This window comes from Aeromonas sp. 6P (assembly GCF_051919525.1).
In the GTDB taxonomy this organism is placed as follows: Bacteria; Pseudomonadota; Gammaproteobacteria; order Enterobacterales; family Aeromonadaceae; genus Aeromonas; species Aeromonas veronii.
The window spans coordinates 3,447,841-3,474,478 of record NZ_JBQBEO010000002.1; the positions used below are offsets into that span (position 1 = coordinate 3,447,841).

Annotated in this window: 26 protein-coding genes and 1 pseudogene; 22 read left to right on the forward strand and 5 right to left on the reverse strand. The window is 60.1% G+C overall.

Annotated elements, in window-relative coordinates; all coding sequences use genetic code 11:
* Positions 1-21 precede the first annotated feature (21 nt).
* The 9 genes from ACTG2J_RS15900 to ACTG2J_RS15940 all read left to right on the forward strand — a co-directional run bounded on the left by ACTG2J_RS15900 (position 22) and on the right by ACTG2J_RS15940 (position 9,133).
* On the forward strand, positions 22-705 hold the full coding sequence (locus ACTG2J_RS15900; protein ID WP_113739702.1) for a glycerophosphodiester phosphodiesterase: 684 nt from the start codon (positions 22-24) through the stop codon (positions 703-705).
* A 153-nt stretch (positions 706-858) separates the two neighbouring features.
* Positions 859-2,736 (forward strand): methyl-accepting chemotaxis protein, encoded by a 1,878-nt coding sequence (locus tag ACTG2J_RS15905; RefSeq protein WP_199416147.1) that lies wholly within the window; start codon positions 859-861, stop codon positions 2,734-2,736.
* Positions 2,737-3,245: 509 nt separating this feature from the next.
* Complete coding sequence (frdA, locus tag ACTG2J_RS15910) at positions 3,246-5,030, forward strand: fumarate reductase (quinol) flavoprotein subunit (protein WP_005335056.1); 1,785 nt, start codon at positions 3,246-3,248, stop codon at positions 5,028-5,030.
* Positions 5,023-5,757: a succinate dehydrogenase/fumarate reductase iron-sulfur subunit gene (locus tag ACTG2J_RS15915; RefSeq protein ID WP_005335057.1), complete on the forward strand. Its 735-nt coding sequence runs from the start codon at positions 5,023-5,025 to the stop codon at positions 5,755-5,757. Before frdA ends, ACTG2J_RS15915 begins: the two co-directional genes overlap by 8 nt.
* 16 nt (positions 5,758-5,773) lie before the next feature.
* Positions 5,774-6,172, forward strand: a complete 399-nt coding sequence (locus tag ACTG2J_RS15920) for a hypothetical protein (protein WP_005335058.1) — start codon at positions 5,774-5,776, stop codon at positions 6,170-6,172.
* Between the two features lie 10 nt (positions 6,173-6,182).
* Positions 6,183-6,539 (forward strand): fumarate reductase subunit FrdD, encoded by a 357-nt coding sequence (gene frdD / locus ACTG2J_RS15925; protein ID WP_005335059.1) that lies wholly within the window; start codon positions 6,183-6,185, stop codon positions 6,537-6,539.
* 251 nt (positions 6,540-6,790) lie between these two features.
* On the forward strand, positions 6,791-7,519 hold the full coding sequence (locus ACTG2J_RS15930; RefSeq protein ID WP_005335061.1) for a nucleoside recognition domain-containing protein: 729 nt from the start codon (positions 6,791-6,793) through the stop codon (positions 7,517-7,519).
* Positions 7,516-7,983, forward strand: a complete 468-nt coding sequence (locus tag ACTG2J_RS15935) for a YjiG family protein (protein ID WP_058059223.1) — start codon at positions 7,516-7,518, stop codon at positions 7,981-7,983. The genes ACTG2J_RS15930 and ACTG2J_RS15935 overlap by 4 nt, the downstream gene beginning before the upstream one ends.
* A gap of 25 nt (positions 7,984-8,008) precedes the next feature.
* Positions 8,009-9,133: a M20 family metallopeptidase gene (locus ACTG2J_RS15940; RefSeq protein WP_439989384.1), complete on the forward strand. Its 1,125-nt coding sequence runs from the start codon at positions 8,009-8,011 to the stop codon at positions 9,131-9,133.
* A gap of 88 nt (positions 9,134-9,221) precedes the next feature.
* On the opposite strand, the gene ACTG2J_RS15945 is transcribed toward ACTG2J_RS15940, so the two are convergent.
* From ACTG2J_RS15945 to ACTG2J_RS15955, 3 genes are all read right to left on the reverse strand, one after another.
* Positions 9,222-9,971: a substrate-binding periplasmic protein gene (locus ACTG2J_RS15945; protein ID WP_439989610.1), complete on the reverse strand. Its 750-nt coding sequence runs from the start codon at positions 9,969-9,971 to the stop codon at positions 9,222-9,224.
* Positions 9,972-10,062: 91 nt separating this feature from the next.
* Positions 10,063-11,289 (reverse strand): winged helix-turn-helix domain-containing protein, encoded by a 1,227-nt coding sequence (locus ACTG2J_RS15950; protein ID WP_439989383.1) that lies wholly within the window; start codon positions 11,287-11,289, stop codon positions 10,063-10,065.
* 106 nt (positions 11,290-11,395) lie between these two features.
* Positions 11,396-11,989, reverse strand: a complete 594-nt coding sequence (locus ACTG2J_RS15955; RefSeq protein WP_109867214.1) for a TetR/AcrR family transcriptional regulator — start codon at positions 11,987-11,989, stop codon at positions 11,396-11,398.
* A gap of 107 nt (positions 11,990-12,096) precedes the next feature.
* On the opposite strand from ACTG2J_RS15955, the gene ACTG2J_RS15960 reads away from it, so the two are divergent.
* Both ACTG2J_RS15960 and ACTG2J_RS15965 read left to right on the forward strand, forming a co-directional pair.
* Complete coding sequence (locus tag ACTG2J_RS15960; protein ID WP_236294521.1) at positions 12,097-13,020, forward strand: ABC transporter six-transmembrane domain-containing protein; 924 nt, start codon at positions 12,097-12,099, stop codon at positions 13,018-13,020.
* A 28-nt stretch (positions 13,021-13,048) separates the two neighbouring features.
* On the forward strand, positions 13,049-14,437 hold the full coding sequence (locus ACTG2J_RS15965) for an NAD(P)/FAD-dependent oxidoreductase (protein ID WP_439989382.1): 1,389 nt from the start codon (positions 13,049-13,051) through the stop codon (positions 14,435-14,437).
* A gap of 39 nt (positions 14,438-14,476) precedes the next feature.
* Here the strand turns inward: ACTG2J_RS15965 and ACTG2J_RS15970 are convergent, their stop codons facing one another.
* Positions 14,477-15,124, reverse strand: a complete 648-nt coding sequence (locus ACTG2J_RS15970; protein WP_439989381.1) for a class I SAM-dependent methyltransferase — start codon at positions 15,122-15,124, stop codon at positions 14,477-14,479.
* Positions 15,125-15,268: 144 nt separating this feature from the next.
* Here ACTG2J_RS15970 and ACTG2J_RS15975 point away from each other — a divergent pair, with 144 nt between their 5' ends.
* The 7 genes and pseudogenes from ACTG2J_RS15975 to ACTG2J_RS16005 all read left to right on the forward strand — a co-directional run bounded on the left by ACTG2J_RS15975 (position 15,269) and on the right by ACTG2J_RS16005 (position 21,850).
* Complete coding sequence (locus ACTG2J_RS15975; protein ID WP_439989380.1) at positions 15,269-15,943, forward strand: thermostable hemolysin; 675 nt, start codon at positions 15,269-15,271, stop codon at positions 15,941-15,943.
* Positions 15,940-17,406, forward strand: a complete 1,467-nt coding sequence (locus ACTG2J_RS15980) for an AMP-dependent synthetase/ligase (RefSeq protein WP_439989379.1) — start codon at positions 15,940-15,942, stop codon at positions 17,404-17,406. The genes ACTG2J_RS15975 and ACTG2J_RS15980 overlap by 4 nt, the downstream gene beginning before the upstream one ends.
* Positions 17,403-18,056, forward strand: a complete 654-nt coding sequence (locus ACTG2J_RS15985) for a TenA family transcriptional regulator (protein ID WP_439989378.1) — start codon at positions 17,403-17,405, stop codon at positions 18,054-18,056. Before ACTG2J_RS15980 ends, ACTG2J_RS15985 begins: the two co-directional genes overlap by 4 nt.
* Before the next feature lie 42 nt (positions 18,057-18,098).
* On the forward strand, positions 18,099-18,968 hold the full coding sequence (locus ACTG2J_RS15990) for an SDR family oxidoreductase (RefSeq protein WP_439989376.1): 870 nt from the start codon (positions 18,099-18,101) through the stop codon (positions 18,966-18,968).
* A gap of 1 nt (position 18,969) precedes the next feature.
* Positions 18,970-19,602 (forward strand): tetratricopeptide repeat protein, encoded by a 633-nt coding sequence (locus ACTG2J_RS15995; RefSeq protein ID WP_216950292.1) that lies wholly within the window; start codon positions 18,970-18,972, stop codon positions 19,600-19,602.
* A gap of 130 nt (positions 19,603-19,732) precedes the next feature.
* Positions 19,733-20,419 carry a response regulator gene (locus ACTG2J_RS16000; RefSeq protein ID WP_113739688.1) on the forward strand — a complete coding sequence of 229 codons (687 nt, stop codon included), beginning with the start codon at positions 19,733-19,735 and terminating at the stop codon, positions 20,417-20,419.
* Positions 20,416-21,850: pseudogene (locus ACTG2J_RS16005) on the forward strand (ATP-binding protein). Before ACTG2J_RS16000 ends, ACTG2J_RS16005 begins: the two are co-directional and overlap by 4 nt.
* 38 nt (positions 21,851-21,888) lie before the next feature.
* Here the strand turns inward: ACTG2J_RS16005 and rloA3 are convergent.
* Positions 21,889-22,383 carry a retropepsin-like aspartic peptidase RloA3 gene (gene rloA3, locus ACTG2J_RS16010; RefSeq protein ID WP_120415574.1) on the reverse strand — a complete coding sequence of 165 codons (495 nt, stop codon included), beginning with the start codon at positions 22,381-22,383 and terminating at the stop codon, positions 21,889-21,891.
* Positions 22,384-22,764: 381 nt separating this feature from the next.
* On the opposite strand from rloA3, the gene ACTG2J_RS16015 reads away from it, so the two are divergent.
* The 4 genes from ACTG2J_RS16015 (at position 22,765) to ACTG2J_RS16030 (ending at position 26,612) form a co-directional block, all read left to right on the forward strand.
* Positions 22,765-23,808 (forward strand): GMP reductase, encoded by a 1,044-nt coding sequence (locus ACTG2J_RS16015; RefSeq protein ID WP_005348017.1) that lies wholly within the window; start codon positions 22,765-22,767, stop codon positions 23,806-23,808.
* Between the two features lie 96 nt (positions 23,809-23,904).
* Positions 23,905-25,101, forward strand: a complete 1,197-nt coding sequence (gene earP / locus ACTG2J_RS16020) for an elongation factor P maturation arginine rhamnosyltransferase EarP (RefSeq protein ID WP_439997660.1) — start codon at positions 23,905-23,907, stop codon at positions 25,099-25,101.
* A gap of 45 nt (positions 25,102-25,146) precedes the next feature.
* A complete protein-coding gene (gene efp, locus ACTG2J_RS16025) occupies positions 25,147-25,713 on the forward strand; it encodes an elongation factor P (protein ID WP_005362323.1) in 567 nt (188 codons plus the stop codon).
* Positions 25,714-25,847: 134 nt separating this feature from the next.
* Positions 25,848-26,612 carry a DUF3530 family protein gene (locus ACTG2J_RS16030; RefSeq protein WP_111901766.1) on the forward strand — a complete coding sequence of 255 codons (765 nt, stop codon included), beginning with the start codon at positions 25,848-25,850 and terminating at the stop codon, positions 26,610-26,612.
* Positions 26,613-26,638: the final 26 nt, after the last annotated feature.

Here is a 26,638-nt window from a genome sequence, read left to right on the forward strand (position 1 = left end):
GCGAGTTGAAAGGAGCAGAACATGCAGATTATTGCCCACCGTGGCGCCAGCGGCCTGGCCCCCGAAAACACTCTCAAGGCGATGGCCAAAGCGCTGGAGCTCGGAGCATCAGCCATCGAGATCGACGTGCAGGCGGCCAATGGCGAGTTGTGGGTCTTCCACGACCGGCGGCTGGAGCGCTGCACCAATGGCAAGGGGGTACTGACCGAGCAATCCCGCTCCTATCTGGAACAGCTCGATGCCGGTGAGGGAGAGGTGATCCCGACCCTGTGGCAGGTGATGGAGATCATCGCCGGACGCTGTGAGCTGCATATCGAGCTCAAGGGGGCTCATACCGCCGATGCGGTGGCAACCCTGACCCGACGGGCAGAGGCCGAGCTGGGCTTTACTCCCGGCCAGTGGGTGGTCTCCTCCTTCCATCACCCGGAGCTGGCCCGATTTGCCGCCTCGCGGCCCAATATCCGGCTCGGTGCCCTGACCGCCAACCTGCCGCTCAACCTGGCGCAGTTTGCCGACGAGCTGGGAGCCTGGTCCATAAATTGCGATGTTGATTTCATCGACGCCGCGCTGGTCGATGATGCCCATCGCCGGGGGCTCAAAGTTCTGGTTTATACCGTTGATTATCCAGAAGATTATGAAACGCTCTCTAGCATGGGGGTCGATGGAATCTTCACCAATCGACCAGATCGTTTTCTGGCGCAGTGAGGGGGGGATACGCACATGGATAACCACTGATTTAGGCACTAACTTTAAATAGCTGACCGGGATACAAAGAGTTCAACTTCAGCCGATAAACAGAGGCTCATAACAATAACTAGATTCCACACACTTCAGACTGACGCTCACAAGGATGTAACTATGAACTTATCCATTAAAAACAAGCTTGTCCTGGCTATCGGGGTCATCATCCTGGTGATCACCTGCCTGCAGGTCTGGTACAACACCTCGCAACTGCGCAGCGAGACCCAGCGACTGGTCTGGAACATCATCGACGAAAGCTCCATGGCCAACGTCAAGGGGATCTCCCGCTGGGTCGACTCCCGGATCAGCATGGTCAGCACTACCAAGGAAGCATTCGCCAAAGAAGACGAGCCCATCAGTCATCTGGCCCAGTCCATGAATGCCGGTGGCTTCGACCTGGTCTATGCCGGTACCGCAGACGGCAAGATGATCCAGAGCAAACCAACCGACCTGCCAGCCGGTTATGACCCCCGTCAACGCCCCTGGTACAAGGACGCGGCCGCCGCAGGCAAACTGGTCATCACAGCCCCCTATGCCGACATCTCCACCGGTCAGCTGATTGTCACCATTGCCGAGCCGTTCCAGCGTGGCAATACCCAGGGGGTCATCGCCGGTGACGTCTCCATCAGCTCACTGATCTCGGACATTCTGGCGGTCACCACCGAGGGCACCTACGCCATGCTGGTGGACAGCAATGGCACCATCATCGCTCACCCCGATGCCTCCCTGAGCCTCAAATCCGCTACCGCTCTGGCACCGGAACTAACCGCATCTTACATCAACCAGATAGCCCATGACGGCATGATCAACGAGCTGGTGATCAGCGGCAAGAAAGAGGTTTTTGACTTCAACGCCATCCCCAATACCAACTGGTATTACGGCATGATGGTGGATGAGGAGACCGCCTACCAGTCGGTGCGCCGCATGGTTACCTCCTCTCTTATTCAGGGGCTTATCACCATACTGATCGTGGCAGGCTTCTCCTATGTCGCCATCAACGGCTCGCTGGCCCCTCTGAAAACCCTGGGCGAAGCGATTGCCGATCTCTCCCGTGGCAACGGCGATCTGACCCGCCGGATCAAGATTGAACGTGAGGATGAGGTGGGCGCGGTTGCCAAACACGTCAACACCTTCATCGAGCGGATCCATGTGATGGTGCAGGATATCTCCAACTCCTCCGGCCAACTCAACCAACAGGCCAAGTCCTCCCACAGCATGGCGGAGAAGGCCAATCAGGGGCTGGCACGCCAGCAAAACGAGATCTCCCAGATCGCCACTGCGGTACACGAGATGTCGGCCACCGCGGTCGAGGTTGCCAGCAACGCCGAGCAGACCGCCGAAGCGGCCCGCAGCTCCTCCAGCAGTTGCGAGCATGGCAAGCAGGTGATCGCCCGCAACCAGCGCTCCATCACCGATCTGGCCACCCAGGTGGAACAGGCCTCCAACATCATTCAGGAACTGGAGAAAAACGCTCAGGAGATCAACACCATCCTCTCCACCATTCAGGGCATCGCCGAGCAGACCAACCTGCTGGCACTCAACGCCGCCATCGAAGCGGCCCGTGCCGGTGAACAGGGCCGCGGCTTTGCGGTGGTAGCCGACGAGGTGCGCGTCCTGTCACAGCGTACCCACAGCTCCACCGTCGAGATCCGCAATATGATCGAAACCCTGCAACGCAATACCCAGGGAGCGGTCAGCACCATGCACGAAGGCCAGCTGCTGGCCCAAAACAGCGTGGATGACGCCAACAACGCCACCCATGCGCTGGAACAAATTACCACCTCGATCAACCAGATCTCCGACATGGCGACCCAGATCTCCAGCGCGGCTGAAGAGCAGCGGGCCGTCACCGACGAGGTAAGCCGCAACATTCAGGCGGTGAAAGATGTCTCGGACGAACTGGCAGTGGATGCAGACAGCTCACGCCATCTCTCTGAACAACTTAAAAATATTTCGGGTGAACTGAGCAATCAGGTCGGCATGTTCCGCATTTGAGCATGAGCAAAAGGGGCCGTACAGGCCCCTTTTATTTTTCTAAATAGCGCTTAATTTTCAGTGAGTAATCTCACATTACCCGCCAAATACCCCGCCTTGAAATCCTTGTAATTCGTCTGGAATTATCAGATCACCGCCGTGGTCACCTCCGCATTTCGGATTACCTATTTCTATCCGAACAGATAAATGCCAATAATTCTCATTAAAAAATTACAATAAAAAACTTAAAATTTTTTTCGCGAGTACCTAAAAAGAGAGGTGATTCGCATTTTATTGAAAGAAAACTACGTACAATCCAGAAGTTAAAGTACTCGTAGCTAGGTGTTCAACTGCTCAGTAACACCAAAAAATGACGATAATAACGACATTTTCATCCAGGGATTTGGGTGTTTTATAGAAAAACAACCAATAAAAAGGGAATAAAACCTAGCAGTTTGACTTGCATCAAGCCTGAATTTTTTTCATAGAGCAAAATCGTGCCCAGCAAATCTATCCCTAAGGAGGCAGATGTGGATATTATCAAGACCGATGTGGCCATCATCGGTGCTGGCGGTACCGGCTTACGCGCCGCTATCGCTATAGCCGAATCACAGCCAGACCTGGACATCGCCCTGATTTCCAAGGTTTACCCGATGCGCAGCCACACGGTTGCTGCCGAAGGCGGCGCCGCCGGTGTCGTCCGTGATGACGACTCCCTCGAAAACCACTTCAACGACACCGTCTCCGGTGGTGACTGGCTGTGCGAGCAGGACGTAGTGGAATACTTCGTCAACAACGCGACCAAAGAGATGATCCAGCTGGAGCACTGGGGCTGCCCCTGGAGCCGCAAGCCGGATGGTAAAGCCAACGTGCGTCCGTTTGGTGGCATGAAGGTTCCCCGTACCTGGTTCGCCGCAGACAAGTCCGGTTTCCATATTCTGCACACCCTGTTCCAGACCTCCGTCAAATACCCGAGCATCAAGCGCTTCGACGAGCATTTCTGTCTTGATCTGATCGTGGACGACGGCCGCGTTCAGGGCGTACTGACCTTCGACATCCAGAACGGTATCACCCGCTTCATCCAGGCCAAATCCGTGATCGTGGCCACTGGTGGCGCTGGCCGTGTCTATCGCTACAACACCAACGGTGGCATCGTCACCGGCGACGGCATGGCACTGGCCTACCGTCACGGCGTACCGCTGCGTGATATGGAGTTCGTCCAGTATCACCCGACCGGCCTGCCGGGCACCGGCATCCTGATGACCGAAGGTTGTCGTGGTGAGGGTGGCGTTCTGCTTAACAAGGATGGCTACCGCTACCTGCAAGACTACGGCTTGGGCCCGGAAACCCCGATCGGCCAGCCGAAGAGCAAATACATGGAGCTGGGTCCGCGCGACCGCGTTTCCCAGGCATTCTGGCAAGAGCAGCAGAAAGGCCGCGTCATTCAGGGCCCGATGGGCGATGTGGTTCACCTCGACCTGCGTCACCTTGGCGAGAAGTACCTGAAAGAGCGTCTGCCGTTCATCTGCGAACTGGCCAAAGCCTACGTCAACGTGGATCCGGCCAAAGAGCCTATCCCGGTACGTCCGACTGCCCACTACACCATGGGTGGTATCGAGACTGACAACAAGTGTGCCACCCGTCTGCCCGGCCTCTACGCCGCGGGCGAATGTGCCTCCGTCGGTCTGCACGGTGCCAACCGTCTGGGTTCCAACTCCCTGTCCGAGATCGTGGTATTCGGCAAGCTGGCCGGTGAGCAGGCAGGTGAATTTGCCAAGACTCAGAAGCATGGCAACACCGAAGCGCTGGCCGCCAAGGCCGAGGCGCTCATCAAGCAGCACCTCTCCCTGATGGATGTAGACGGTACCGAAAACCCGGCCGATATCCGCAACGAGCTGGGCATGTCCATGGAAGCCGGTGTCGGTATCTACCGTACCGAAGAGCTGATGCAGGGCACCATCGACAAGATCAACGAGCTGAAAGCCCGTTACAAGAAGGTCAAGATCAACGACAAGTCCTCTGTCTTCAACACCGATCTGCTGTACGCCATCGAACTGGGTTACATGCTGGACGTGGCTGAAGCCATGGCGCACTCCGCCATCAATCGTAAAGAGTCCCGCGGTTCCCACCAGCGTCTGGATGGTTACGAAGAGCGCGATGACGTGAACTTCCTCAAGCACACGCTCTCGTTCTACAAAAATGGCGAAACGCCCTCCATCGATTACTCCGATGTGAAGATCACTAAGTCCCAGCCGGCAAAACGCGTGTACGGCTCCGAGGGTGAGAAACAAGACGAGGCTAAGAAGAATGGCTGAGATGATTGAAATTGAGATCCTGCGCTACCGTCCGGAACAGGATAACGAGCCCTGGATGCAAACCTTCCAGGTGCCCTACCAGAGAGAGATGTCTCTGCTGGACGCCCTGCAGTACATCAAGGATCACCTGGACTCTACCCTGAGCTTCCGCTGGTCCTGCCGGATGGCGATCTGCGGCTCCTGCGGCATGATGGTCAACGGTGTGCCCAAGCTGGGTTGCAAGGCGTTCCTGCGCGACTATCTGCCGGGCAAGATGACCGTCGAGCCGCTCAACAACTTCCCGATCGAGCGCGATCTGGTGGTCGACATGTCCGACTTCATCGAGAAGCTGGAGAGCATCAAGCCGTACATCATCCCGAGCGAGCCGCGCAGCCTGTGTGATGGCGAGTACATCCAGACGCCGGCCCAGATGGCGCAGTACAAGCAGTTCTCCCAGTGCATCAACTGTGGTCTCTGCTACGCAGCCTGCCCGCAGTACGGCATCAACAAGAAGTTCACCGGTCCAGCGGCACTGGCTCTGGCCTATCGCTACAACGTCGACAACCGTGATGCCGGCGCCAAAGAGCGTATGCGCATCATCAGCCAGGACGAAGGCGTCTGGGGCTGTACCTTCGTGGGCTACTGCTCCGAAGTGTGCCCGAAAGGCGTCGATCCGGCGGCGGCCATCCAGCTTGGCAAGGTCGAAAGCGCCAAGGACTACATGATCGCCATGTTCAAGCCAGATTGAGAGCAGGATTAAGACCATGAACAACACTGATAGCAAACGTAAACCTTACGTCCGCGAAATGAAGAAAGACTGGTGGCTGAAGAACGCCTTCTACACCGGTTACATGATCCGTGAAGGCACCAGTATCTTCGTCTCCATCTACGCCGTTGTGCTGATGTGGGGCCTGATGCGCCTGGTTCAGGGTCAGGAAGCGTTCAACGGCTGGCTGGAATCCCTGCAAAGCCCGATCGCCATCCTGTTCCATGTCGTCGCTCTGGCGGCGTGCCTGTTCCATGCCAAAACCTGGTTCGCCCTGGCGCCGAAAGCCATGCGTATCTTCCGTGGTGAAGACCTGGTACCGGAGAAGCCGATCGTTCTCGCCCAGTATGTGGCGCTGGCGGTGGTGTCCCTGCTTGTCCTGATCATCGTGGCCTGAGGAGAAAACAATGAGACGTTCTGACGAACCAATTTACTGGGGTCTGTTTGGTGCGGGTGGCATGGTCGTTGCCATGCTGCTGCCGGTCATTGTCCTCATCACTGGTCTGCTGGTGCCCATGGGCATCATGGACGTGGAAACCATGAGCTATGACCGCGTGCACGCGTTCGCCAGCTCCTGGTGGGGTGCCTGCATCCTGCTGGTGATCATCGCTCTGCCAGTCTGGCACGGCATGCACCGTATCTACCACGGTCTGCACGATCTGGGGATCCACACCACCAAGCTGCACCACTATGTGTTCTATGGCTTTGCCTTCCTGGTATCTGCCATTAGTGTCGGCCTGCTGATGGTACTGGTACTCCAGTAATCACATCTGACTGATTGACCAAACCGGGCCTCGTGCCCGGTTTTTTTTGCCCCGCTATCCCGCCCCTGCTTTTTATTCACTCAAACAATTCGAGAAAAACCAGATTATCGTCCAATCATATGGCGATCACAGTCACATAACACCAATAAATTCGTCATTTGTAGCAAACCATTTTGACCACCATCAATTTAGTGACATCCATATCAATTATAATTATTCAGATTAAATAATTATTCATATGGAGCTAGCTAATGACAGACAAAACACGCTCGGTGAGCATAGGCAGTTACCTGGCACTGGCCTTCGCCGTGGTCTTCTTCTCCGGACTGTTGCAATCCGGCGAGTGGTACGGGGTATTCGATTTCACCACGCTGAACGGCTCGTTCGGCACCATGGTCCAGAGCGTCAGCGAGAATGGTGACGGCATCAAGACCGCCATGACCGACATGCGCGGCAAGGGGGGCAACGGCGCTCGCGATGGCTTTCTGTTTGCCCTGACCCTGATCCCCACCGTGATGTTTGCCCTCGGCATGATCAATGTGCTGGAACACTACGGCGCGCTGGAAGCGGCCCGCAAGTTGCTGACCCCGCTGCTGCGCCCACTGATGGGGATCCCGGGAAACACAGGTCTGGCGCTGATCGCCTCCCTGCAGAGTACCGATGCCGGTGCCGCCATGACCCGCCAGCTCAAGGATGAAGGGCTCATCACCAAACGTGAAACCGACGTGTTCACCATGTTCCAGTTCTCCGCTGGTGCCACCATTGTCAACTTCTTCTCCTCAGGCGCCGTGCTGTTCACTCTGACACTGGCGGATGGCAGCCCGGCGGTCAGCTCCTCCATCGGTCTGGCTGTCATCGTGATGTTCGCCTTCAAATTTGTCGGGGCCAACCTGTTCCGGGTCTACCTCAATATGAGCGAAGGCAAGCAGACCGATAACAACACCCAGCAGACCCTCAACACTCAGGAGCAAGCCAAATGAGCCAGGCCAACATCAAGAAACCCATCGTCACCGATATCTTCGTCGAAGGGGCCAAGAAGGGCTGGGTCATCGCCACCACCTCCACCGTACCCAACGTACTGATGGCCTTCGTCATCATCAAGGCGCTGCAGATCACCGGCGCGCTGGATGCCATGGGCGCCATCTTCTCCCCCATCATGGCCATCTTCGGGTTGCCCGGTGAGGCGGCAGCCGTGCTGATCGGCGCCTGGATGTCGATGGGCGGTGCAGTCGGTGTGGTCATCACCCTGTTCGATCAGGGGATCCTCAACGGCACTCACATCGCCATTCTGGCGCCAGCCATCTACCTGATGGGCTCCCAGGTGCAGTACATGGGCCGCATCCTCGGCTGTATCGGCACCGAAGGGCGTTACATCCCCATCATGGTCGCCATCTCGGTACTCAACGCCTTCGGCGCCATGCTGGTGATGAACATCCTTCTCTGACCCGAACCTGATAGTGGAGCAAACAATGACTTTTTCTCTGGATCAATACCTGACCGAACTGGCCCCGCTGATCAATCTGGATTGCGGATCCCTGCACCAGCCGGGCATTGCGGCAGTGGCCGATCTGATGGCCGCCAAATATGAGGCGATGGGTGGCTGGCAGATCAAGCGGGTCGACTGCGGCGCCGCCGGGGTGGGGCTGGAGATCCGCAACCAGCCTGATGCGGCGCAGATCGATGTGATGCTGATTGGCCATATGGATACCGTCTTCCCCCTCGGTACCGCCGCCGCCCGCCCGATGAGCATCGATGGTGAGCGCGCTTACGGTCCCGGTGTCTCCGACATGAAATCCGGCCTGCTCAACATCGTCTATGCCCTGCGTGCACTGCCCCGCGAGGTGCGCGATCGCCTGAGCATCTGCGTCTGCATGAACCCGGATGAGGAGATCGGCTCCCTGCACTCCAGCGACTGGCTGGCAACGGTGGCCAAACAGGCAAAACAGGTGCTGGTGGCCGAAGCAGCCCGCGCCGATGGCTCGCTGGTCAAGGCGCGCAAGGGGATGGCCCGTTATCGCATCGACTTCACCGGCAAGGCGGCTCACGCGGGCAACGAACCGCAGAAGGGGCGCAGCGCCATCACCGAGCTGGGCCACTGGATCCTGGCCATCAACGCCCTGACCAACTTCGAGAGCGGCACCACCCTCAACATCGGCATTGTCGAGGGGGGCAATGGCGCCAACATAGTGCCGGCCCATGCCAGCGCCGTGGTAGACGTCCGCTTCTGGGACAATCAGGAGTACCACCAGATCAACGATCATCTGCTGACCCTGGCCGAGCGGCCGCATCTGGACGGCGTCACCATCCAGCTGACCCGCGAGGCCCACAAACCGGCCATGGTGCCATCAGAAGGCACTCTGGCGCTGATGCAGCTGGTGGAGGAGTGTGGCGCCGAACTGGGACTGCCAATCAGCTGGCAGGAGGTGGGGGGCGGCTCCGATGCCAACCTGACCGCCGCCCTCGGTATCCCCACTCTGGATGGTCTGGGCCCCATCGGTGCCGGTTTCCACAGTGACGAGGAGTATCTGGATCTGGCCAGCATTGCCCCGCGCATCGAGCTGCTGGTGAAGGTACTGACCCGTCTGGCAGCCTGACAAGCTCTCACGTAAAAAAGGGCCAGCCGGTTTGCACCGGCTGGCCCTCTGTTTATCTGCTCCCCAGAATGACAGCAACCCTTCGCTATTACTCCATCGGTGGCAAGAAGCGGCGCATCACCTCATCCGTATGCCCCCCTTCCTGAAATGCCACCAGCGACTGATTGAGGATGTTCACCAGCTGGTGGCCGCGGGGGGAGCCCTTGCTCACCAGCAGATAGAATCCCTTGCGGCTGGGCAGGGCGAGATTGAGCAACCCGCTCTCGCTGCGGTAGATGCCAAGGCTGATGCCTGCCACCAGAGGTTCGATTTCGCTCGGCAGAAAGTCGCAACGATCCCGCTCCAGCATATCGAGCGCCTGCTGCAACTGTTTGACCCGGCGTGGCTCCTGCGCAAGCCCGTAGGGGGTGTAGTTGTAACCAATCACCCCGCACACCCGGGAGCGATTGACCGTCTGCAGATCCGGCGGTTCGGGGTAGCGGCGCTTGAGATAGAAGAAACCGAGGTGGGTGTAGTAGAGGGGAACGCTGTAGAAGGCAAACTCGGCCCGCTCCGGCTTGTAACTGGCATCCCAGGTCAGCTCGCACAGGCCATTCTGACGATAATCCGCCAGCTCCTGCTGCACCCGTGCCCAGGGCAGATAGCGGATCTGGTGCGAAAGCCCGCTCTGTTGCAGGGTATCGAGCACCAGCGTCGTCGCCGAACCGGTCAGGCGGCTGGTATCGGGCACCCCGTCCTTGCGCTCCCAGTAGGTAAAGGGGGCCCACTCGTTGCCCTCCCCCAGACAGACCTTCACTGGCGGTTCTTGCCCCCATAGCGCGGGGGACAAGATGGCCATCGCCAATCCCGCCCACCATGTTCCCGCTCGTTTCATCTCCCGCTCCCGGACTGTTTATCCTTCTTGCAGCTTAGCCCAGAAGAGATTTTGCTCACTTTGCAGGGACGCTTTCATGCCATAACGCCAGCAAATTGGCCGGAATGACACCATAACGGAGCTGCGGGGTCTGGTGCCAGTCAGCCAGCTTTTGCAGGGCTTTCGCCAGATCCTGTGCAAGCGTACGGGTCACTCTCACACCGGCTTCCAGATAGAGGCTCTTGATCTCGAAGATCCCCTGCTGGCGATGGGCCTTGGCATCCATCCTGCCCACCAGCTTGCCGCGATGGAGCAAGGGCAACACGAAGTAGCCATACTGGCGCTTGGGGGCCGGGGTATAGCATTCGATGCGATAGTCGAAGTTGAACAGTTCACTGGCCCGTTTGCGATCCCACACCAGCGGGTCGAACGGCGACAAGGCCGTGGTATGGGTTGCCTTGAGACGGCCTTCCTCTGCCTGCACCAGCTCATCGGCCAGCGAGGCGTGCACGAAAGCGCCGTGCTGCCACCCCTCCACCCGAACCGGCAGCAGCTCACCCTCGTCCGCCAGCTGATGGAGCAAGGCGTCATATTTGCCGCGCCGCAGCCGATAGTAGTCAGCGACCCAGCCAGTTTTGACCAGCCCCAATGCCCGGCAACTAGCGCGCACCATATCCCGCTGCGCCTGCTCGACGCTCGGCAGATCCCGCTCATCACGCCACTCGGGGATGACCCGCTCGGCGAGATCATAGACCCGCTGAAAGTTGCGCCGCTCCCGCACCATCAGCTGACCTGTGGTAAAGAGCACCTCCAGATGGCGTTTCTCCGGCTTCCAGTCCCACCAGCCGTTCCCCTTGCCGGTTGTGCGCTCAAAGTCAGCCGCCCGCACCGGGCCATGGTGGCGAATACGCTCGATCAGCTGGCCAATCTCCTGCTGATGGGTGGCTAGCCAGTTGGCCGAAAACTTCCAGCCCATGGCGACGGGGTCGAGCATCCGATGGCGCAACAGCCGGTAATCCTCGCGGGGCACAAAGCAGGCCTCGTGGGCCCAATATTCGAAGATCTCGCCGTCGGCCAGCAGCTGCTCCAGCCAACGCGGTTCGTACTGGCCAAGGCGGCTAAAGAGCACCAGATAGGGGCTGCGCGCCACCACCGAGATGGTATCGATCTGCAGCAGCGCCATGCGGCGAATGGTGGCCAACAGATCGGCCGGAGTCGCCTTGCTGCGACGGGGGGCGAGCAGCCCTTGCGCCGCCAGTTGCAGATGACGGGCATCTTGCAGTGACAAATGGGTAATCGACATCAACAACCGCTCCCTGCTATCTGGCCATCGCACGCCCGGCGGATGGCCAACAAAACCGGGGGAGGCACCACGCTGGTATGCCTCCCCTCCCTGTGTACCAGCGCCGCTATGAATGGGCCGGGGGCAAGACCAGCTGATTGACCACCAGCATGATTTCTTGATAAGTGGCTTCTACCGTCTCGGGGGTCGGCTCCAGAATCAGGTCATCGGCATAGCCGTTGATGAGGGAGGTGATCTGGCGCGCCAGTCGCCGGGCATCGCCCGCCACAAACTCGCCGCTGTCGATCCCCTTTTGCAGGATCAGCTCCAGCACCTCGCGCCACGCCAGAATGATTTTGCGGTAGCTCTCGGCAAATACCGGGTCGCGCAGTGACTCGTTCCAGGCATCGAGGTAGATGGCCCAGGAGGCATCCTGACTGGTCGGCAGGTTGTCTCGCACAAAGAGCGGCAACGCTTCGCGGGCTGGCAGCGGCAACAGCCACTCCCGCTGCTCGGCGATCTCCTGATAGGTGAAACGCTCCACGGCGCAGAGGCAAAGCTCCTTCCAATCCTTGAAGTAGTGGTAGACGTGACTGCGCGCCAGACCGGTGCGCTCGGCAATATCACGGGTTGACGATGCCGCCATCCCCTTCTCTCGAAACAGGGCCAGTACGGCCTCGATGATCATCTCTTTGCGCTGTTCTGCTGATGGGCGTGCCATCTGACCTCCTGCGATATCAATCGATCTGCTTGACTTTGAGCAGTCGCTCAAACAAACTTTGAGCACTCGCTCAAACTTAGCGTTTCCGACATCTTAGGAGATAACCCATGACAACACCAACCACTTCGGCAGCCAGTTGCGACGAGCAGGCCACGCCGTTGCCACACTCGGCCGGTCGTTCGCTGGGGGCGATTGCGCGGGCCAATCCCCTCAAGCTGGCGGGCACCTTCTCGCTGGTGGCCCTCGAAAACATCCTGCTGGTGGTCTATCCCCTGTTCGCCGGCTTTGCCATCGACGCCATCGTCAAGGGCCAGTGGTGGCAGGCTTCAAGCTACGCCCTGATCGTGCTGCTGTTCTGGCTTATCGGCGCCCTGCGCCGGGCGGTCGATACCCGCACCTTTACCCATATCTATGCGGCACTGGCGGTGCCGGTGATCCTGACCCAGCGCCAGCAGCAGGAGGGGCAATCCACCATAGTGGCGCGGGTCACCCTGGCGCGGGAGTTTGTCGACTTCTTCGAGAAACATATCCCGATCCTGGCCACCAGCCTGATCTCCATCGTCGGGGCGGCCGTGATGCTGATGGTGATCGAGTTCTGGGTCGGCATCGCCTGCATGGGGGTATTGCTGCTGTTCGGCCTGCTGCTGCCCGGCTTTTCGCGCAAAAACCAGCTGCTGCACGAGCGGCTCAACGATCGGCTGGAACACGAGGTCAAACTGGTCACCCATGCCCAGTCAGCCAGCCTCGCCCGCCACTACCGCGCGCTGGCCTGGCTCCGCATCCGGATTTCGGATCGGGAGGCACTCGCTTTTCTGGCGGTCGGTATCAGCGCCTCCCTGCTATTCCTGCTGGCCATCACCATGCTGATGGCCCAGCCCCAGGTCTCGGCAGGCCATGTCTATGCTGTGATGACCTACCTCTGGAACTTTGTCACCAGCCTGGATGAGGGGCCCGGTCTTGCCGATCAGCTGGCCCGGCTGCGAGATATCGGTCGCCGGGTCAATACCGCCCAACCTGATGAACTGATTTGACATTTTGTATCTGTAACCGGAGTAGAAGATGAATCCGACCACCCTTTGCCAACGAGCGTTGACCATGTGTATCAGCTGTTTTTTCCTCGCCGCCTGCGGCCCCAAGATGAGCGACTTTGAGCCCAACACCAGCTACTGGTTCAAGGAGAAACCGGCAGAGGAGAGTGCCCCGCTGGCGCAAGACCTGAAGGTCGATATCGCCATCATAGGTGGCGGCTACAGCGGCCTCTCCAGTGCCTGGCATCTGGCCAAGGCCAATCCGTCGCTCAAGATCGCCATCTTCGAAGCCAAGCAGGTGGGCAGCGGCGCCTCGGGCCGCAATGGCGGCATGGTGCTGCCGGGCTCCGAGGTGATGGATCTCTACGAAGAGGGGGAAGCGAGCAAACGCCACTACGATCTCACCGTCGCCAGCATGCGCAAGCTGCAGGCGCTGGTTGCCTCAACCGGCGTCAAGGCCGATCTCAAGCTCGATGGCTATGTGGAGGCGATCCTCGATGAGGAGGATATAGCCGAGTACCGCGACTATGTGAAAACCGCCAATCGCCTCGGCATCCCGCTCCAGTACTGGAACGCCGATACCACAGAGGAAAAACTCGGCACCGATCGCTACGTGGGGGCGGTCTACGACCCCAATGGCGGTCAGGTACACGCCATGAAACTGGTCAATGCCCTGCGCAAGGCGGTGGAGCAGGCGGGCGTCACCATCTACGAGCAGAGCCCGGTAATGGGGATCAAGGAGGGCAAGCAGATCGAGCTCAATGTGGCCGACAAGTACAAGGTGGCCGCCGACAGCATCGTGCTGGCGACCAACGGCTATACCTCAAAACTTGGCTACTTCAGCGGGCGAGTCTTTCCGGTGCACGCCCAGAGCGCCGTCACCGAGCCGCTCACCAAAAAGCAGCTGGCCGCCATCCAGTGGCAGAGTCGGGTGCCCTACTACGACACCCGCAACATCCTGTTCCATCTGGTGTTGACCCCGGATAACCGCATCGTCATCGGTGGCGGCAATGCCGAGTACGTCTTCAACGACGGCCTCAACTACAAGGGCGATCTCAACCGGGTCAGCGAGATGATGATGACCGAGCTGGTGACCCTCTATCCGGCCCTCAAGGGGATCAAATTTGAGCTGGTGTGGGACGGGGTGCTCGGCATGACCGGCGACAGCACTGAAGCGGTGGGGGTGATGGGGGCTCACAAGAACATCTACTACGCCCTCGGCTACAACGGCCACGGCATCAATCTCTCCTTCCTGTTTGGCGATATCGTAGCCAGCCTCTATCAGGGCAAGGAGCATCCCTGGTTCAACCATGCCGAGCAGACTCTTCCGATGTGGCTGCCGCCAGAGCCGTTCAAGTCAATCGGCGTCAAATCTGCCCTGATGTACTACCAGTGGCAGGACAAGAGCTACAAGGAGTAGCGCCGGGCGAACCCGACGAGTAACAGACGAAGGCACGCCTCAGGGCGTGCTTTTTTGCAATACCGCCACATCGGCGTGGGGGAAGCTGAGCTCGGCCTGCCAGCGGGCGGCCAGCACCTGAAACGATGCCTCGGCAAAGAAGACGATGTGGGTCGGATCGTGGCGATAGCGCCAGTTTTTAAACCGCTCGTCACTGAGCACCCGCTGGGTCTGCAGCACCAGCAGGCCACCAGGCTTGAGGCAATCCCACAACTGCGCCAGCACCGTGCGCGGCTCGGCGATATGCTCGATCACCTCGGTACTGGTGATGAAGTCATACTGACGCGTCAGCAACTCTGGAAAATCGGCGTAGAACTTGTCATACCCCGCCATCTGGTAACCCGCCTCGCGCCCCATCGCCACCAGCGCCGGCCCCGGGCCACAGCCAAAATCGAGGCCACTGGCAGGTAGCGGCACTCGCGCTAGTACCTCACCAAATGCCCGCATCAGAAAAGTGCGATAACGGGGATCATCCACCCGATTGTCGTGACCGTCATAGACCGCCTTCTCCGCCGCCTCATCCAGATGATCGGCCTCATCCAGCCAGACCAGCTCGCACGCGAGGCAGCGATGATAGCGCTTGCCCGCCACCGGCAGGGGATAACTGCGATGGCTGGCACACAGGGGGCAGCTGACGGTGGATGACATGACGGTTCCTCTTGGGGGCTTCCTGTTGGATAACAGCGGCGCAGATTGCCTGCCCGTCGCGTCGCTGACAACTTTTTTTGCTCCTTAAGGGTTTCTTAAGTTTGCCCTTTTACTCTCAAACCATCGCAAGAGAAGGAGTCACCCATGACCATCGAGATCCAGGCCCCCTACCGATTGCTGCTAGCCAAGTCCCCGCAGCAGGTCATGGCACTGCAAACCTATATCCAGGCAGCCTATACCCTCGAGTTCAACGCCCACATCCCCCATTTTCTCCCCTGCCTGCTGGGACTCTACAGGGCGGACGGGACGCTGGTCGGTGCCTGTGGTCTCAATCATGCCAGTGAGGGGCCTCTCTATCTGGAACAGTATCTGGAGCAACCCATCGAGGCCGCCATCAATACCCGCCTCGGGGTCTATCCGGCACGCAACCGCATTATCGAAGTGGGCAATCTGGCCTGCAGCGAACCGGGCAATGCCCGCCTGATGTTCGCAGCCCTGTGTCGTCTGCTGTGTGAAAACGCCCTCGACTACGTGGTCTTTACCGGCACAGCCAAGCTGCGCAACAGCTTTGCCCGCCTGCAACTAAACCCAGTGGAGCTGGCCCCCGCACAGGCCCATCAGGTGGGGGCCGACGCCGATGCCTGGGGTGAGTACTACCGTTGCCAACCCAAGGTGATGGTGGGCGACATCAATCAGGGGCGCGAGGTGCTGGCCCAGCGCAGCCTGCTGCTCAATCTGCTGGCCCCCATGCCGACCCTGTTTGACGATGCCGGCGAGAGCAGTGATAACCAGCCCCATCAAAAAAGGTGCGCCCAATGAACCTGTTCGACGCCATCGCCAAACATGCCCACGAGGATCCGCAATCCCCAGCGCTGCTGAGCAGCCAGCAGCGTCTCGATTACCAGACCCTGTGGCAACAGATCCAGCGTCTGGCCAGCCAGCTGCAACATCTCGACATCAGCCGTCTGGCGCTGCAACTGGACAACGGCCTGCCCTGGGCGCTGCTGGATCTCGCCTGCACCCGCGCAGGTATCGTGGTGATCCCGGTGCCCCACTTTTTTAGTCTGGCGCAACAAGAGTGGCTGCTGGAGAGCAGTGGTGCCGATGCGCTGGTGGGGCCACACCATCAGGGGTGGCATGCCGCCGAGCCGCTCTCGCTGATCACCGGCGAGCTGCCGCTCTGGCGCCACGCACCAGTCAATCGACCGGCGCTGCCCAAGGGCACCGCCAAGATCACCTACACCTCCGGCACCACGGGCCAGCCCAAGGGCGTCTGCCTGCCACTGACCCAGATGATGGCGGTGAGCCATGCGCTGGCCGAGCGGGTCGCGCCAGCCAAGGTGGAAAAACACCTGACCCTGCTGCCACTGGCGACCCTGCTTGAGAACATCACCGGCCTCTATGTGCCGCTGCTGACCGGCGCCTGCAGCCGCATTCCGTCCCTCGGGGAGCTCGGTTTCACCGGATCCAGTTCGCTCAATGCGGCCATGCTGGGGGAGGCCCTGCTGCGCTGGTCGACCCACAGTCTGGTGCTGGTGCCCGAACTGCTGCGCCTGCTGCTGGCGCTCTGCACCAGCACCCCGACGCTGGCCCAGCAGCTCAAGAGCCTGCGCTTTATTGCCGTCGGTGGCGGCAAGGTAGCACCCGACCTGATCAAACATGCCCGCCAGCTCGGCCTGCCGGTGTATGAGGGGTATGGCCTCTCGGAGTGCGGCTCCGTGGTGGCGCTCAACAGCCCGGATGCTGACAAGCCCGGCAGCGTCGGCCGCCCCCTGCCCCACTGTCAGGTCACCATCGCCAGCGACGGCGAAATTATGGTGAGCGGCAGCGCCATGCTGGGCTATCTCGGCAGCAACGAACCGACTCCCGAACAGATTGCCACCGGCGATCTGGGTCATCTGGATGATGAGGGCTACCTCCATATCACCGGGCGCAAGAAGAATGTCCAGATCACCGCCTTTGGCCGCAACTTCTCCCCCGAGTGGGTCGAGGCTGAAGCCCAGCTCTGCCCCGCCATCGCCCGCATCGTGGTGTTCGGCGATGGCCAGCCCGCCAACGTGGCGCTGATCCAGCCCCTGCCGGGCAAAGAGGCGGATCTGCCCCGCCAGATCGCAGGTCTGAACCAGCGGCTGCCCGATTATGCCCGGCTGCACCACTGGTTGCCGGTGGCGCTGGATCAACATCCCGGGCTGCTGACCGCCAACGGGCGCCCCCGTCGCAACGAGATTTACCAACACTTTTCCCGGCAAATCAGCCAATGCCTTACAGGAGAATCGTCATGAGCTTCTACCAGACTCTGCAACAAGCCACTGCCAGTGAGCGTGAGCATCTGTTCAACGCCCCCATTATCGAAGCCTGTCGCCGTGGCGATATCAGCCGTGACACCTATCTCGCCTTTCTGGCGCAGGCTTACTACCACGTGCGCCACACAGTTCCACTGCTGATGGCCACCGGCGGCAAGCTGGGTCAGGAGTACGAGTGGGTGCGCGGCGCCATTGCCGAGTACATCGACGAGGAGTATGGCCATCAGGAGTGGATCTTAAGCGATATCCGCGCCTGTGGCGGTGATGCCGAGGCGGTGCGCCACGGCCAGCCCGGGCTGCCCATCGAGCTGATGGTCGCTTTCCTCTACGACCAGATCCAGCGCGGCAACCCCATGGGCTTCTTCGGCATGGTGCAGGTACTGGAAGGCACCAGCGTCGCCATCGCCCTCACCGTCGCCGACCAGCTGAAAAAGGGACTCAGCCTGCCACCGCAGGCGATGAGCTACCTGAGCTCCCACGGCGCCCTGGATCAGGAGCACCTCAAGTTCTTTGAATCCCTGATGGATAAGGTCGAGAGCCCGGCAGATCAGGCCGCCATCATCCACTCCACCAAGGTGGTCTACCGCCTCTACGGCGAGATGCTCTACAACCTCACCGCCACACCGTAAGTTGGCAGCGGATCAGCAGACAGCAAAAAGGGAACCCACACCATGAACCTTGAAGGGAAACTCGTGCTGCTCACCGGCGCCAGCGGTGGCATAGGTGAGGAGCTGGCACAGGAGCTGGCGGCCCAGGGGGCACACCTGCTGCTGCACGGTCGTCGTGGCCCGGCACTGGAGCGGCTGTGCAAGTCACTGCCCCACCCCGAGCGCCATCAGGTGGTGCTCGCCGACCTCGGCTCTGCACAGGAGCGGGCCAAGCTGCTGCAACACCCTGCGCTGGAGGATGGGATCGACATCCTGATCAACAACGCTGGCTGCAACCAGTTTGCCTGGCTGGAAGATCAGAGCTTCGAGCAGGTAGAGCGCCAACTGCTGCTCAATATCGAGGCGCCCATCCAGCTCACCCGTGCCCTGCTGCCAACCATGCGCAAGCCGGGGATCATCATGAACATGGGCTCGAGCCTGGGCAGCATCGGCTACCCCGGTTACAGCGTCTACTGCGCCAGCAAATTTGCCCTGCGCGGCTTTAGCGAAGCGCTGGGACGGGAGCTGGAGGGGAGCGGCATCAAGGTGCTGCACTTTGCCCCCCGCGCCACCCGCACCAAGCTCAACTCCGAGGCTGCCTACGAGATGAATGCAGCGCTAGGCACCCAGACCGACAGCCCGCAGGAGGTGGCCGAAGAGGCGGTCATCGCCCTGTGCAACGAAACCCGCCGCAGCTGGCTCGGCTGGCCGGAAAAAATGTTCGTGCGGCTCAATGCCATGCTGCCCGGCATTGTCGACAAGGCGCTGGCCAGACAGCTGCCGATCATCAAACGTTATGCCCGTCATCTTCAGCCAGGGACGGCTGATGCTGGCGCCAACAGCGCGCCACAACCAGACTTGTCCCGCCCGATCCCGACCAAGAAGGAGCATTAATATGAACTTTTTCCGTCAATCAGTGACCTCTTGTGCCATCGCCATCCTGCTGGGATCCACCTCAGTCATGGCCGCGGGTGATGCCCTCGTCCCCATCCAGCAACAGTGGGCCGTCTGCCAGTATCAACAGAGCGGCAAGGCGAAAGAGAGCTGCCTCGAAACCCTGAGCACCCAGGCCGAAGCGGCCAGCGCCAAGGAGCCTTTTCGCGCCGATCTGCTGATCTGGTCGGCCATCGTCAAGAGCACCTGGGCGGGGGCCAAAGGGGGGCTGGGGGCACTGGGTCTGGTGAAAGAGGCCAAAGCCAAGCTGGAGCTGGCGCTCAAGCAGGATCCCAAGGCGCTGGACGGCTCTGCCTACACCAGTCTGGGCTCCCTCTACTATCAGGTGCCCGGCTGGCCGGTCGGCTTTGGCGATGACGAAAAGGCAGAGCAGCTGCTCAAGCAGGCGCTGGCCATCAATCCGGATGGCATCGACCCCAACTTCTTCTATGGCGACTTCCTGCTGGATCAGGGTCGCAAGGCCGAGGCCAAAACCTATCTCGACAAGGCGCTGGCCGCCCCGGCTCGCCCGGGCCGCGAAGTGGCCGACGAAGGGCGCAGAATGGAGATCCGCGATCGGCTGGCCAAGCTATAAAATCCTGATGGATCAAAGAACTATTTAAACTCTGCCCACCAGCTTGCATACTGGTGGGCAGGGTTGTTTATGCCACGGCACGCCCTGGCGCTGAGCCAGATCGCCACACCCAACAAACAGGGAGAAAAGAATGCGGATCCTGCTGGTGGAAGATGATGTGATGCTGGGGGATGGTATGCAGGATGCACTGCGCCATAGCGGCTACACGGTGGACTGGCTGCAACAGGGGTTGCCCGCTCTGGCAGCCCTCAAGAGCGACGAGTTCGCCGCCCTGATCCTCGATCTCAACCTGCCCGACATCGATGGCCTCAGCCTGCTGCGCAAGTTGCGGCGTGAAGGCCACCAGTTGCCGGTGCTGATCCTCACCGCCCGCGATGCGCTGGACGATCGGGTGGTCGGCCTTGATGCCGGCTCCGATGACTACATGGTCAAGCCCTTCGCCCTGCAGGAGCTCAACGCCCGCCTGCGCGCCCTGGTTCGTCGCAGCAAGGGGCAGGCTCAGGCGGTACTGGAGTATGGCGACATCCTCATCTATCCCGAATCCCAGCAGGTCACCTATCAGGGGGAAGCGGTCAAACTCACCCCCCATGAATACAAGTTGCTGCAGGAGCTGATCAGCCAGAGCGGCCGGGTGCTGAGCAAGGATCAGCTGCAACAGAGCCTCTACGGCTGGGATGAAGGGGCCGAGAGCAACGCGGTAGAGGTGCATATCCACCATCTGCGCAAGAAGTTCTACAGCGACCTCATCCGCAATATTCGCGGGGTCGGCTACATCATTCCCCAGCTCGAACAGCCAAGCCGGACACCCCCACGATGAAACGTCCCCGCTCCATTCGCCGCTTTCTGCTCACCGGTATCCTGACGCTGGTGAGCCTGAGTCTTACCATCAGCGCCTTTATCGGCTACATGGAGGCGAGCCACGAAATGGAGGAGCTGTTTGATGCCCGCCTCGCCCAGTCGGCCCGCATCACCAATCAGCTGCTTGCTCGCTACATGGCCCAGCAGGGGCAACTGCCCGCCAACGGCACCGTCTATCAGGAGTGGGAGGCGCAAAATCCCGATGAGTGGCAAAAAGACCCCAGTCTCAACCTGACCGGCGAGGATCGGGAGATCACCCCCTACGGCCACGAGTTCGAACGCAATCTCTACTTCCAGCTGCTCGATGAAAAGGGCGGCTTGCTGCTGCGCGCCCCCAGCGCCCCGGATCAGCCGCTGGTCACCCTGGCCATCGGCTTCGACACGGTCGAAAAAGATAATCACCAGTGGCGCACCTTCACTCTCTACAACCAGCAGGAGCAGACCTGGCTGGTGGTGGCCGAGCGGGACGACGAGCGCAGCGAACTGGCCAGCAAGATGGCCACCCTCACCATGCTGCCGCTGCTGATCACCCTGCCCTTCCTGCTGGCCCTGCTCTGGTGGCTCATCACCCGCGGGCTGGCCCCCCTGCGTCAGCTGGCCCAGGCCATCAGTGAACGTCACCCCGCCAACCTGAGCCCCCTCAGCCTCAAGATAAGCGCTCAGGAGCTGACGCCTCTCACCAACGAGATCAACCGGCTGATGCAGGCGCTGGCGGAGACCATAGAGCGGGAGAAACAGTTTACCAACGAGGCGGCCCACGAGCTGCGCACCCCGCTGGCGGTGCTGCGGATCCACAGTGAAAATGCCCTGGCTGCCGAAGATGAAGTGAGCCGCCAGCAATCCCTGCACAAGATGCTGCAAGCCCTAGACCGCAGCGATCGGCTGATCCGCCAACTGCTGACCCAGGCCCGTATCGACAACCAGCAGGGGCTGGTATTGACCGAGCTGGAGATAGGCCACCTGCTGCAAGGCACCCTCGCGACCCTGGCACCCATCGCGCTCAAGAAGGATCAGCAGCTGTCGCTGGAGTGTGAATTGCCGCAGCTGGTGATGGGGCAGGCCACCCTGCTCGAGCTGCTGTTCAGTAATCTCATCGACAATGCGCTGCGCTACACCCAGCCAGAGGGCGAGATCAGGGTGCGGGTACTGCGAGAGGGCAACCGGGTGAGGGTGGATGTGAGCGACAACGGCCCCGGCATTCCCGCCAGCGCCTTGCCCCGGCTGTATGAACGCTTTTCGGGTCAATCCCCAGCAGGGGGATGGCGTGGGTCTCGGCATGGCCATCGTCTCGCGTATCGCCCAGTTGCACGGCGCCGACCTCGATGTCCACAACCGACCGGAAGGGGGGCTGGAGGTGAGCGTGTTACTCCCGCTCCCGCCGGCAAGATAAGCGATAAGTAAAGAGCCCGCGATGCGGGCTCTTTACTTTCAATGACAATCTGGCTGCACGGTAAAGGTTCGACTGGAGTCCACTGGGCCCAGCTCCGCCAGCAGGCGGCGGCCAAGCAGCACCGGATAGATCATCTTGCTGCGATCCCGCAGGGTGAACCACTCCTCATACACCTTGTCCCCCAGACAGATGGACATGGTCACCGTTGGCCGCTGCTCCATGCCGCCCGCCCCGCGCACCGTCACGCTGCGTTCGACCCGCCTCTCGAACTGCTGCTTGACCAGCTTGCCGCTGTCGGCATCGGTCACAACCAGCATGAAGCGCACCCAGGGCTTGCCATCCCGTTTGAATCTGGTGATGGAGCGTGCATCGAGGGAAGAGGTGAGCGCCCCGGTGTCGAGTTTCATCTTCACCGCCACGCCGGTAGGCAAAATAAGTCCCTTCTCGATCCAGCCATAGCTGGTCGGGGTCTCTGCCAGCGCACTGGCACACAGTGCCAGCATCAAGGCGATCCCCACCATCATCTTGCCCATTTTACTGCCCTGCCTTGTCAATCCTGCGCCCAGATCTACCACAGTCCCATTGTGGGTCAATCCGATTTATTTCAGCTACTTGGATAATATCTGGCGGGTCAGGAGAGAGACGACAAAGAGTGGCCGAACGGCGGCCCAAGCGGGCAGGAATATCGAAGGAGAGCAAGGCACCGAACGGTGCTGGATGAAACTGGTGGTTAACCTCAGGTTGTGACGCCAAAGGCTACCACAAGGATTTACAAATTATCAGTCTTGTTCTGAAGGGATTTTTGCCTACACTGTTGTAAACCGGAGGGCCTGAAAACCACCGGTTTTTTTGCGCCTGCCGAAAATTTGCCACTGCAAAAGTGACTTTCAACAAGGCTCAATAAGGAATTTGTAATGCGTATCGAAGAAGACTTGAAGCTCGGTTTCAAGGATGTCCTGTTCCGCCCCAAGCGCTCTACTCTCAAGAGCCGTTCCCAAGTAAGCCTGACCCGTCAGTTCACCTTCAAACACACTCAGACCCAATGGCAAGGCGTACCCGTCATCGCCGCCAACATGGATACCGTCGGCAGCTTCGCCATGGCGCGCACGCTGGCCGGTTTCGAGATGATGACCGCGGTACACAAGCACTACAGCCTTGAGCAGTGGCAAGCTTTCGTCAACGAGACCGACCCGGCGCTGCTGGGCCATGTGATGGTCTCCACCGGCACCTCGGCTGAAGATTTCGCCAAGACCCGCCAAATCCTCGCCATGTCCGAAGCGCTGCGCTTCATCTGTGTCGACGTGGCCAACGGCTACTCCGAACACTTCGTCGAATTCGTGCGCAAAATTCGTGAAGCCTGCCCCAACCACGTCATTCTGGCGGGCAACGTGGTGACTGGCGAGATGGTCGAAGAGCTGATCCTCTCCGGCGCCGACATCGTCAAGGTCGGCATCGGCCCGGGCTCCGTCTGCACCACTCGCGTCAAGACCGGTGTCGGTTATCCGCAGCTCTCCGCCATCATCGAGTGTGCCGATGCGGCCCACGGCCTCGGCGGCCAGATCGTCGGTGACGGCGGCTGTACCTGTCCGGGCGATGTCGCCAAAGCGTTCGGCGGCGGCGCCGACTTCGTGATGCTGGGCGGCATGCTGGCAGCCCACGAAGAGTGCGGTGGCGAGATCGTTGATGTAGACGGTGAACCCTTCATGAAGTTCTACGGCATGAGCTCCTCCAGCGCCATGGACAAGCACGCCGGCGGCGTCGCCGAGTACCGCGCCTCCGAGGGTAAAACCGTGCTGCTGCCCTACCGCGGCCCGGTCGAGAACGCCGTGCGCGATATTCTGGGCGGCGTGCGTTCCACCTGTACCTACGTGGGCGCCAGCCAGCTGAAAGAGCTCACCAAGCGCACCACCTTCATCCGGGTACGCGAGCAAGAGAACAACGTCTACGGCAAGGAGTAACCTGCCACAGACCGCCGTCACGCGCTGACGGTTAGAAGCCAGTCAACCGGTGTGCTACCCTGCGCACCGGTTTTTTTGCATTTGGAACCCCGAGCCATGACCACTCCCCTGCCCCCGTTTGACTGGGACATCTTCTGCTGCGTCGTCGACAACTTCGGTGACATCGGCGTCACCTGGCGACTCGCCCGCCAGCTAAAACGGGAGGGGAATATTGCGGCACATGGCGATGAGGTTCAGGTGCGGCTCTGGGTGGACGATCTGGCAAGCTTTGCCCGCATCTGTCCGGGCCTCGACCCGGCGCAGGATGGCCAGTGGGTCGATGGGATCTATATCCAGCACTGGCATGAGACCCTGCCGAGCGACATGACACCGGCCAAGGTGGTGATCGAGGCCTTTGCCTGCGAGCTGCCCGCCCCCTTCATAGAGCTGATGGCGAGCCAACCCAGCCCCCCATGCTGGATCAATCTGGAGTACCTCTCGGCGGAGAGCTGGGTCGAGGATTGCCACGGCCTCGCCTCGCCCCAGCGGGTTGGCAACCAGAGCCTCAACAAATACTTCTTCTTCCCGGGCTTTACCGCTAAAACCGGCGGCCTTTTGTGCGAGCACGACCTCATCACCGAACGGGAGCAGTGGCAGCAAAATGATGCGGGACTGGCAGCCTACTGGGCCAGCCTCGGTTTGCCGCCCAGACAAGAGAACGAGCTGCGGGTCAGCCTCTTTACCTACGAGAGCGATGCGCTGCAAAGCCTGGTCGAGAGCTGGTGCCAAAGCACCACGCCCGTCACCCTGCTGCTGCCGCTGGGGCGCTCTCTCAACGATGTGCTCACCGGCGCCGGTCTGGCAGATGCCATCCCTGCGGCCAAAGCGGGGGATCTGCTCCACTCGGGCAGCCTCACCATCAAGCTGCTGCCAATGACCGATCAGTCCGGTTACGATCGACTGCTGTGGAGCTGCGATCTCAATCTGGTGCGCGGCGAGGACTCCTTCGTGCGGGCCCAGTGGGCAGCTCGTCCTTTCCTCTGGCATATCTACCAACAGGAGGAGGAGGCTCATCTGGTCAAGCTGGAGCAGTTCCTTGACCACTATCTTGCCGATCTGCCCGCCGAATGTGCTCAATGGCTGCGCCGCTTTAATCTGGCTCTCAACCGTGGCGAAGATTGCGGCGAACTTTGGGCCCAATGGCCCCGATATAGCGCCATTTGGCAGCAACATGGGCGAAGCTGGTCACAGAAGTTGCTCCGGGATGGGGATCTCGTCACACGGTTGGTGAAATTTTTAGAAAGCCGTATATAATCTGGCAGTTTTTATCCGTCCGTTTCACGAACAGGAATTTTTTACATGAAAACCGCACAGGAAATCCGCGCTGGTAACGTAGTCATGATCGGCACCGAGCCGATGGTGGTTCAGAAGGCTGAATTCAACAAATCCGGCCGTAACTCCGCCGTGGTCAAAATGAAGCTGAAGGGCCTGCTGAACGGCAGCGCTACCGAGACCGTCTTCAAGGCCGACGACAAGCTGGACGTTGTTCAGCTGGAACGTAAAGAGTGCACCTACTCCTACTTCTCCGACCCCCTGTATGTCTTTATGGACACCGAGTACAACCAGTACGACGTAGAGAAAGACAACCTGGGTGACGTGCTGAACTACCTGGTAGACGGCATGGAAGACATCTGCGAAGTGACTTTCTACAACGAGAAAGCCATCTCCGTAGAACTGCCGACCACCATCGTGCGCGAAGTTGAGTACACCGAGCCGGCTGCCCGTGGCGACACCTCCGGTAAAGTGACCAAGCCTGCCCGTCTGAAAGGCACTACCTACGAGCTGGCTGTTGCCGCTTTCGTAGAGATCGGTGACAAGATCGAAATCGATACCCGCACCGGCGAATTCAAGCGTCGCGTCAACTAATTGACCGCTTTGAATTGATTGCAAAAAAGCGAGCCACCGGCTCGCTTTTTTATTGCTTGCGAGTTGCCATCACAGCGCCCGCCTTCAGAAAATCCCGCCGCCGCCGCTAACCCAGATAACCGGGGGAGCACACTATGGCCAGATTATCCTTATCACTGCTGTTATTGACCTTGCTGGCTGGCCATGGGGCTGAGGCGAGCGAGGTTGCGCCCCCCGTTGCCGAACCTATGCCCCTCGACCACTGGCAAGCGAGCGACTGGAAAGGGTTGCCCGATGCTACCCAAATCGACAAACAGACGGTGCTGTTCGCCAAACACGACAGTGAAAACTATCTGGGGCTCGCCATTTTACTGCCCGACTGGCAGCGCAGCGGCCAGCTCTGGCAACTGACTCGCGCCCTCGGCCGACTGGGCTTTGATACCCTGCTGCTGCTGCCCTCCCCCCAGCAGACCGAACTGGACCCAGCCGCCGAGAAAAAAGCGAAAAACAGCGATACATTTCGCAAACAGTTTGCCGAGCGGATCAGCAAGCTGGCCGATGCCAAGCTGCAGGAGGGGGGCTTCAAGCTGATCCTGGCGCAAGGTACCGGCGCCGCCTGGACTGCCAACCTTATCGCCAGCGAACAGTTACCCGCCCCCGATGCACTGGTGCTGCTCGATGGTTTCTTCCCCAATCAGCAGAGCAACCAGACCCTGGCCAAACAGGTGGCTCAGGCGGCCATCCCGACCCTGGACCTCTATCAGGAGGATGGCGGTCGCTGGCCCCTGCTGGCCGCCGAGGCCCGCAGAAGCGAGAGCCGGCGCAGCAACAAGCTCAACTATCGCCCCTACGCCCTGATGGAGCTGGAGGAGACCCCCACCCGCATTCAGGGCTGGCTCAACCATCTGGGCTGGCTCTAAACCAGCCGCCACCGTGGCGCAATAAA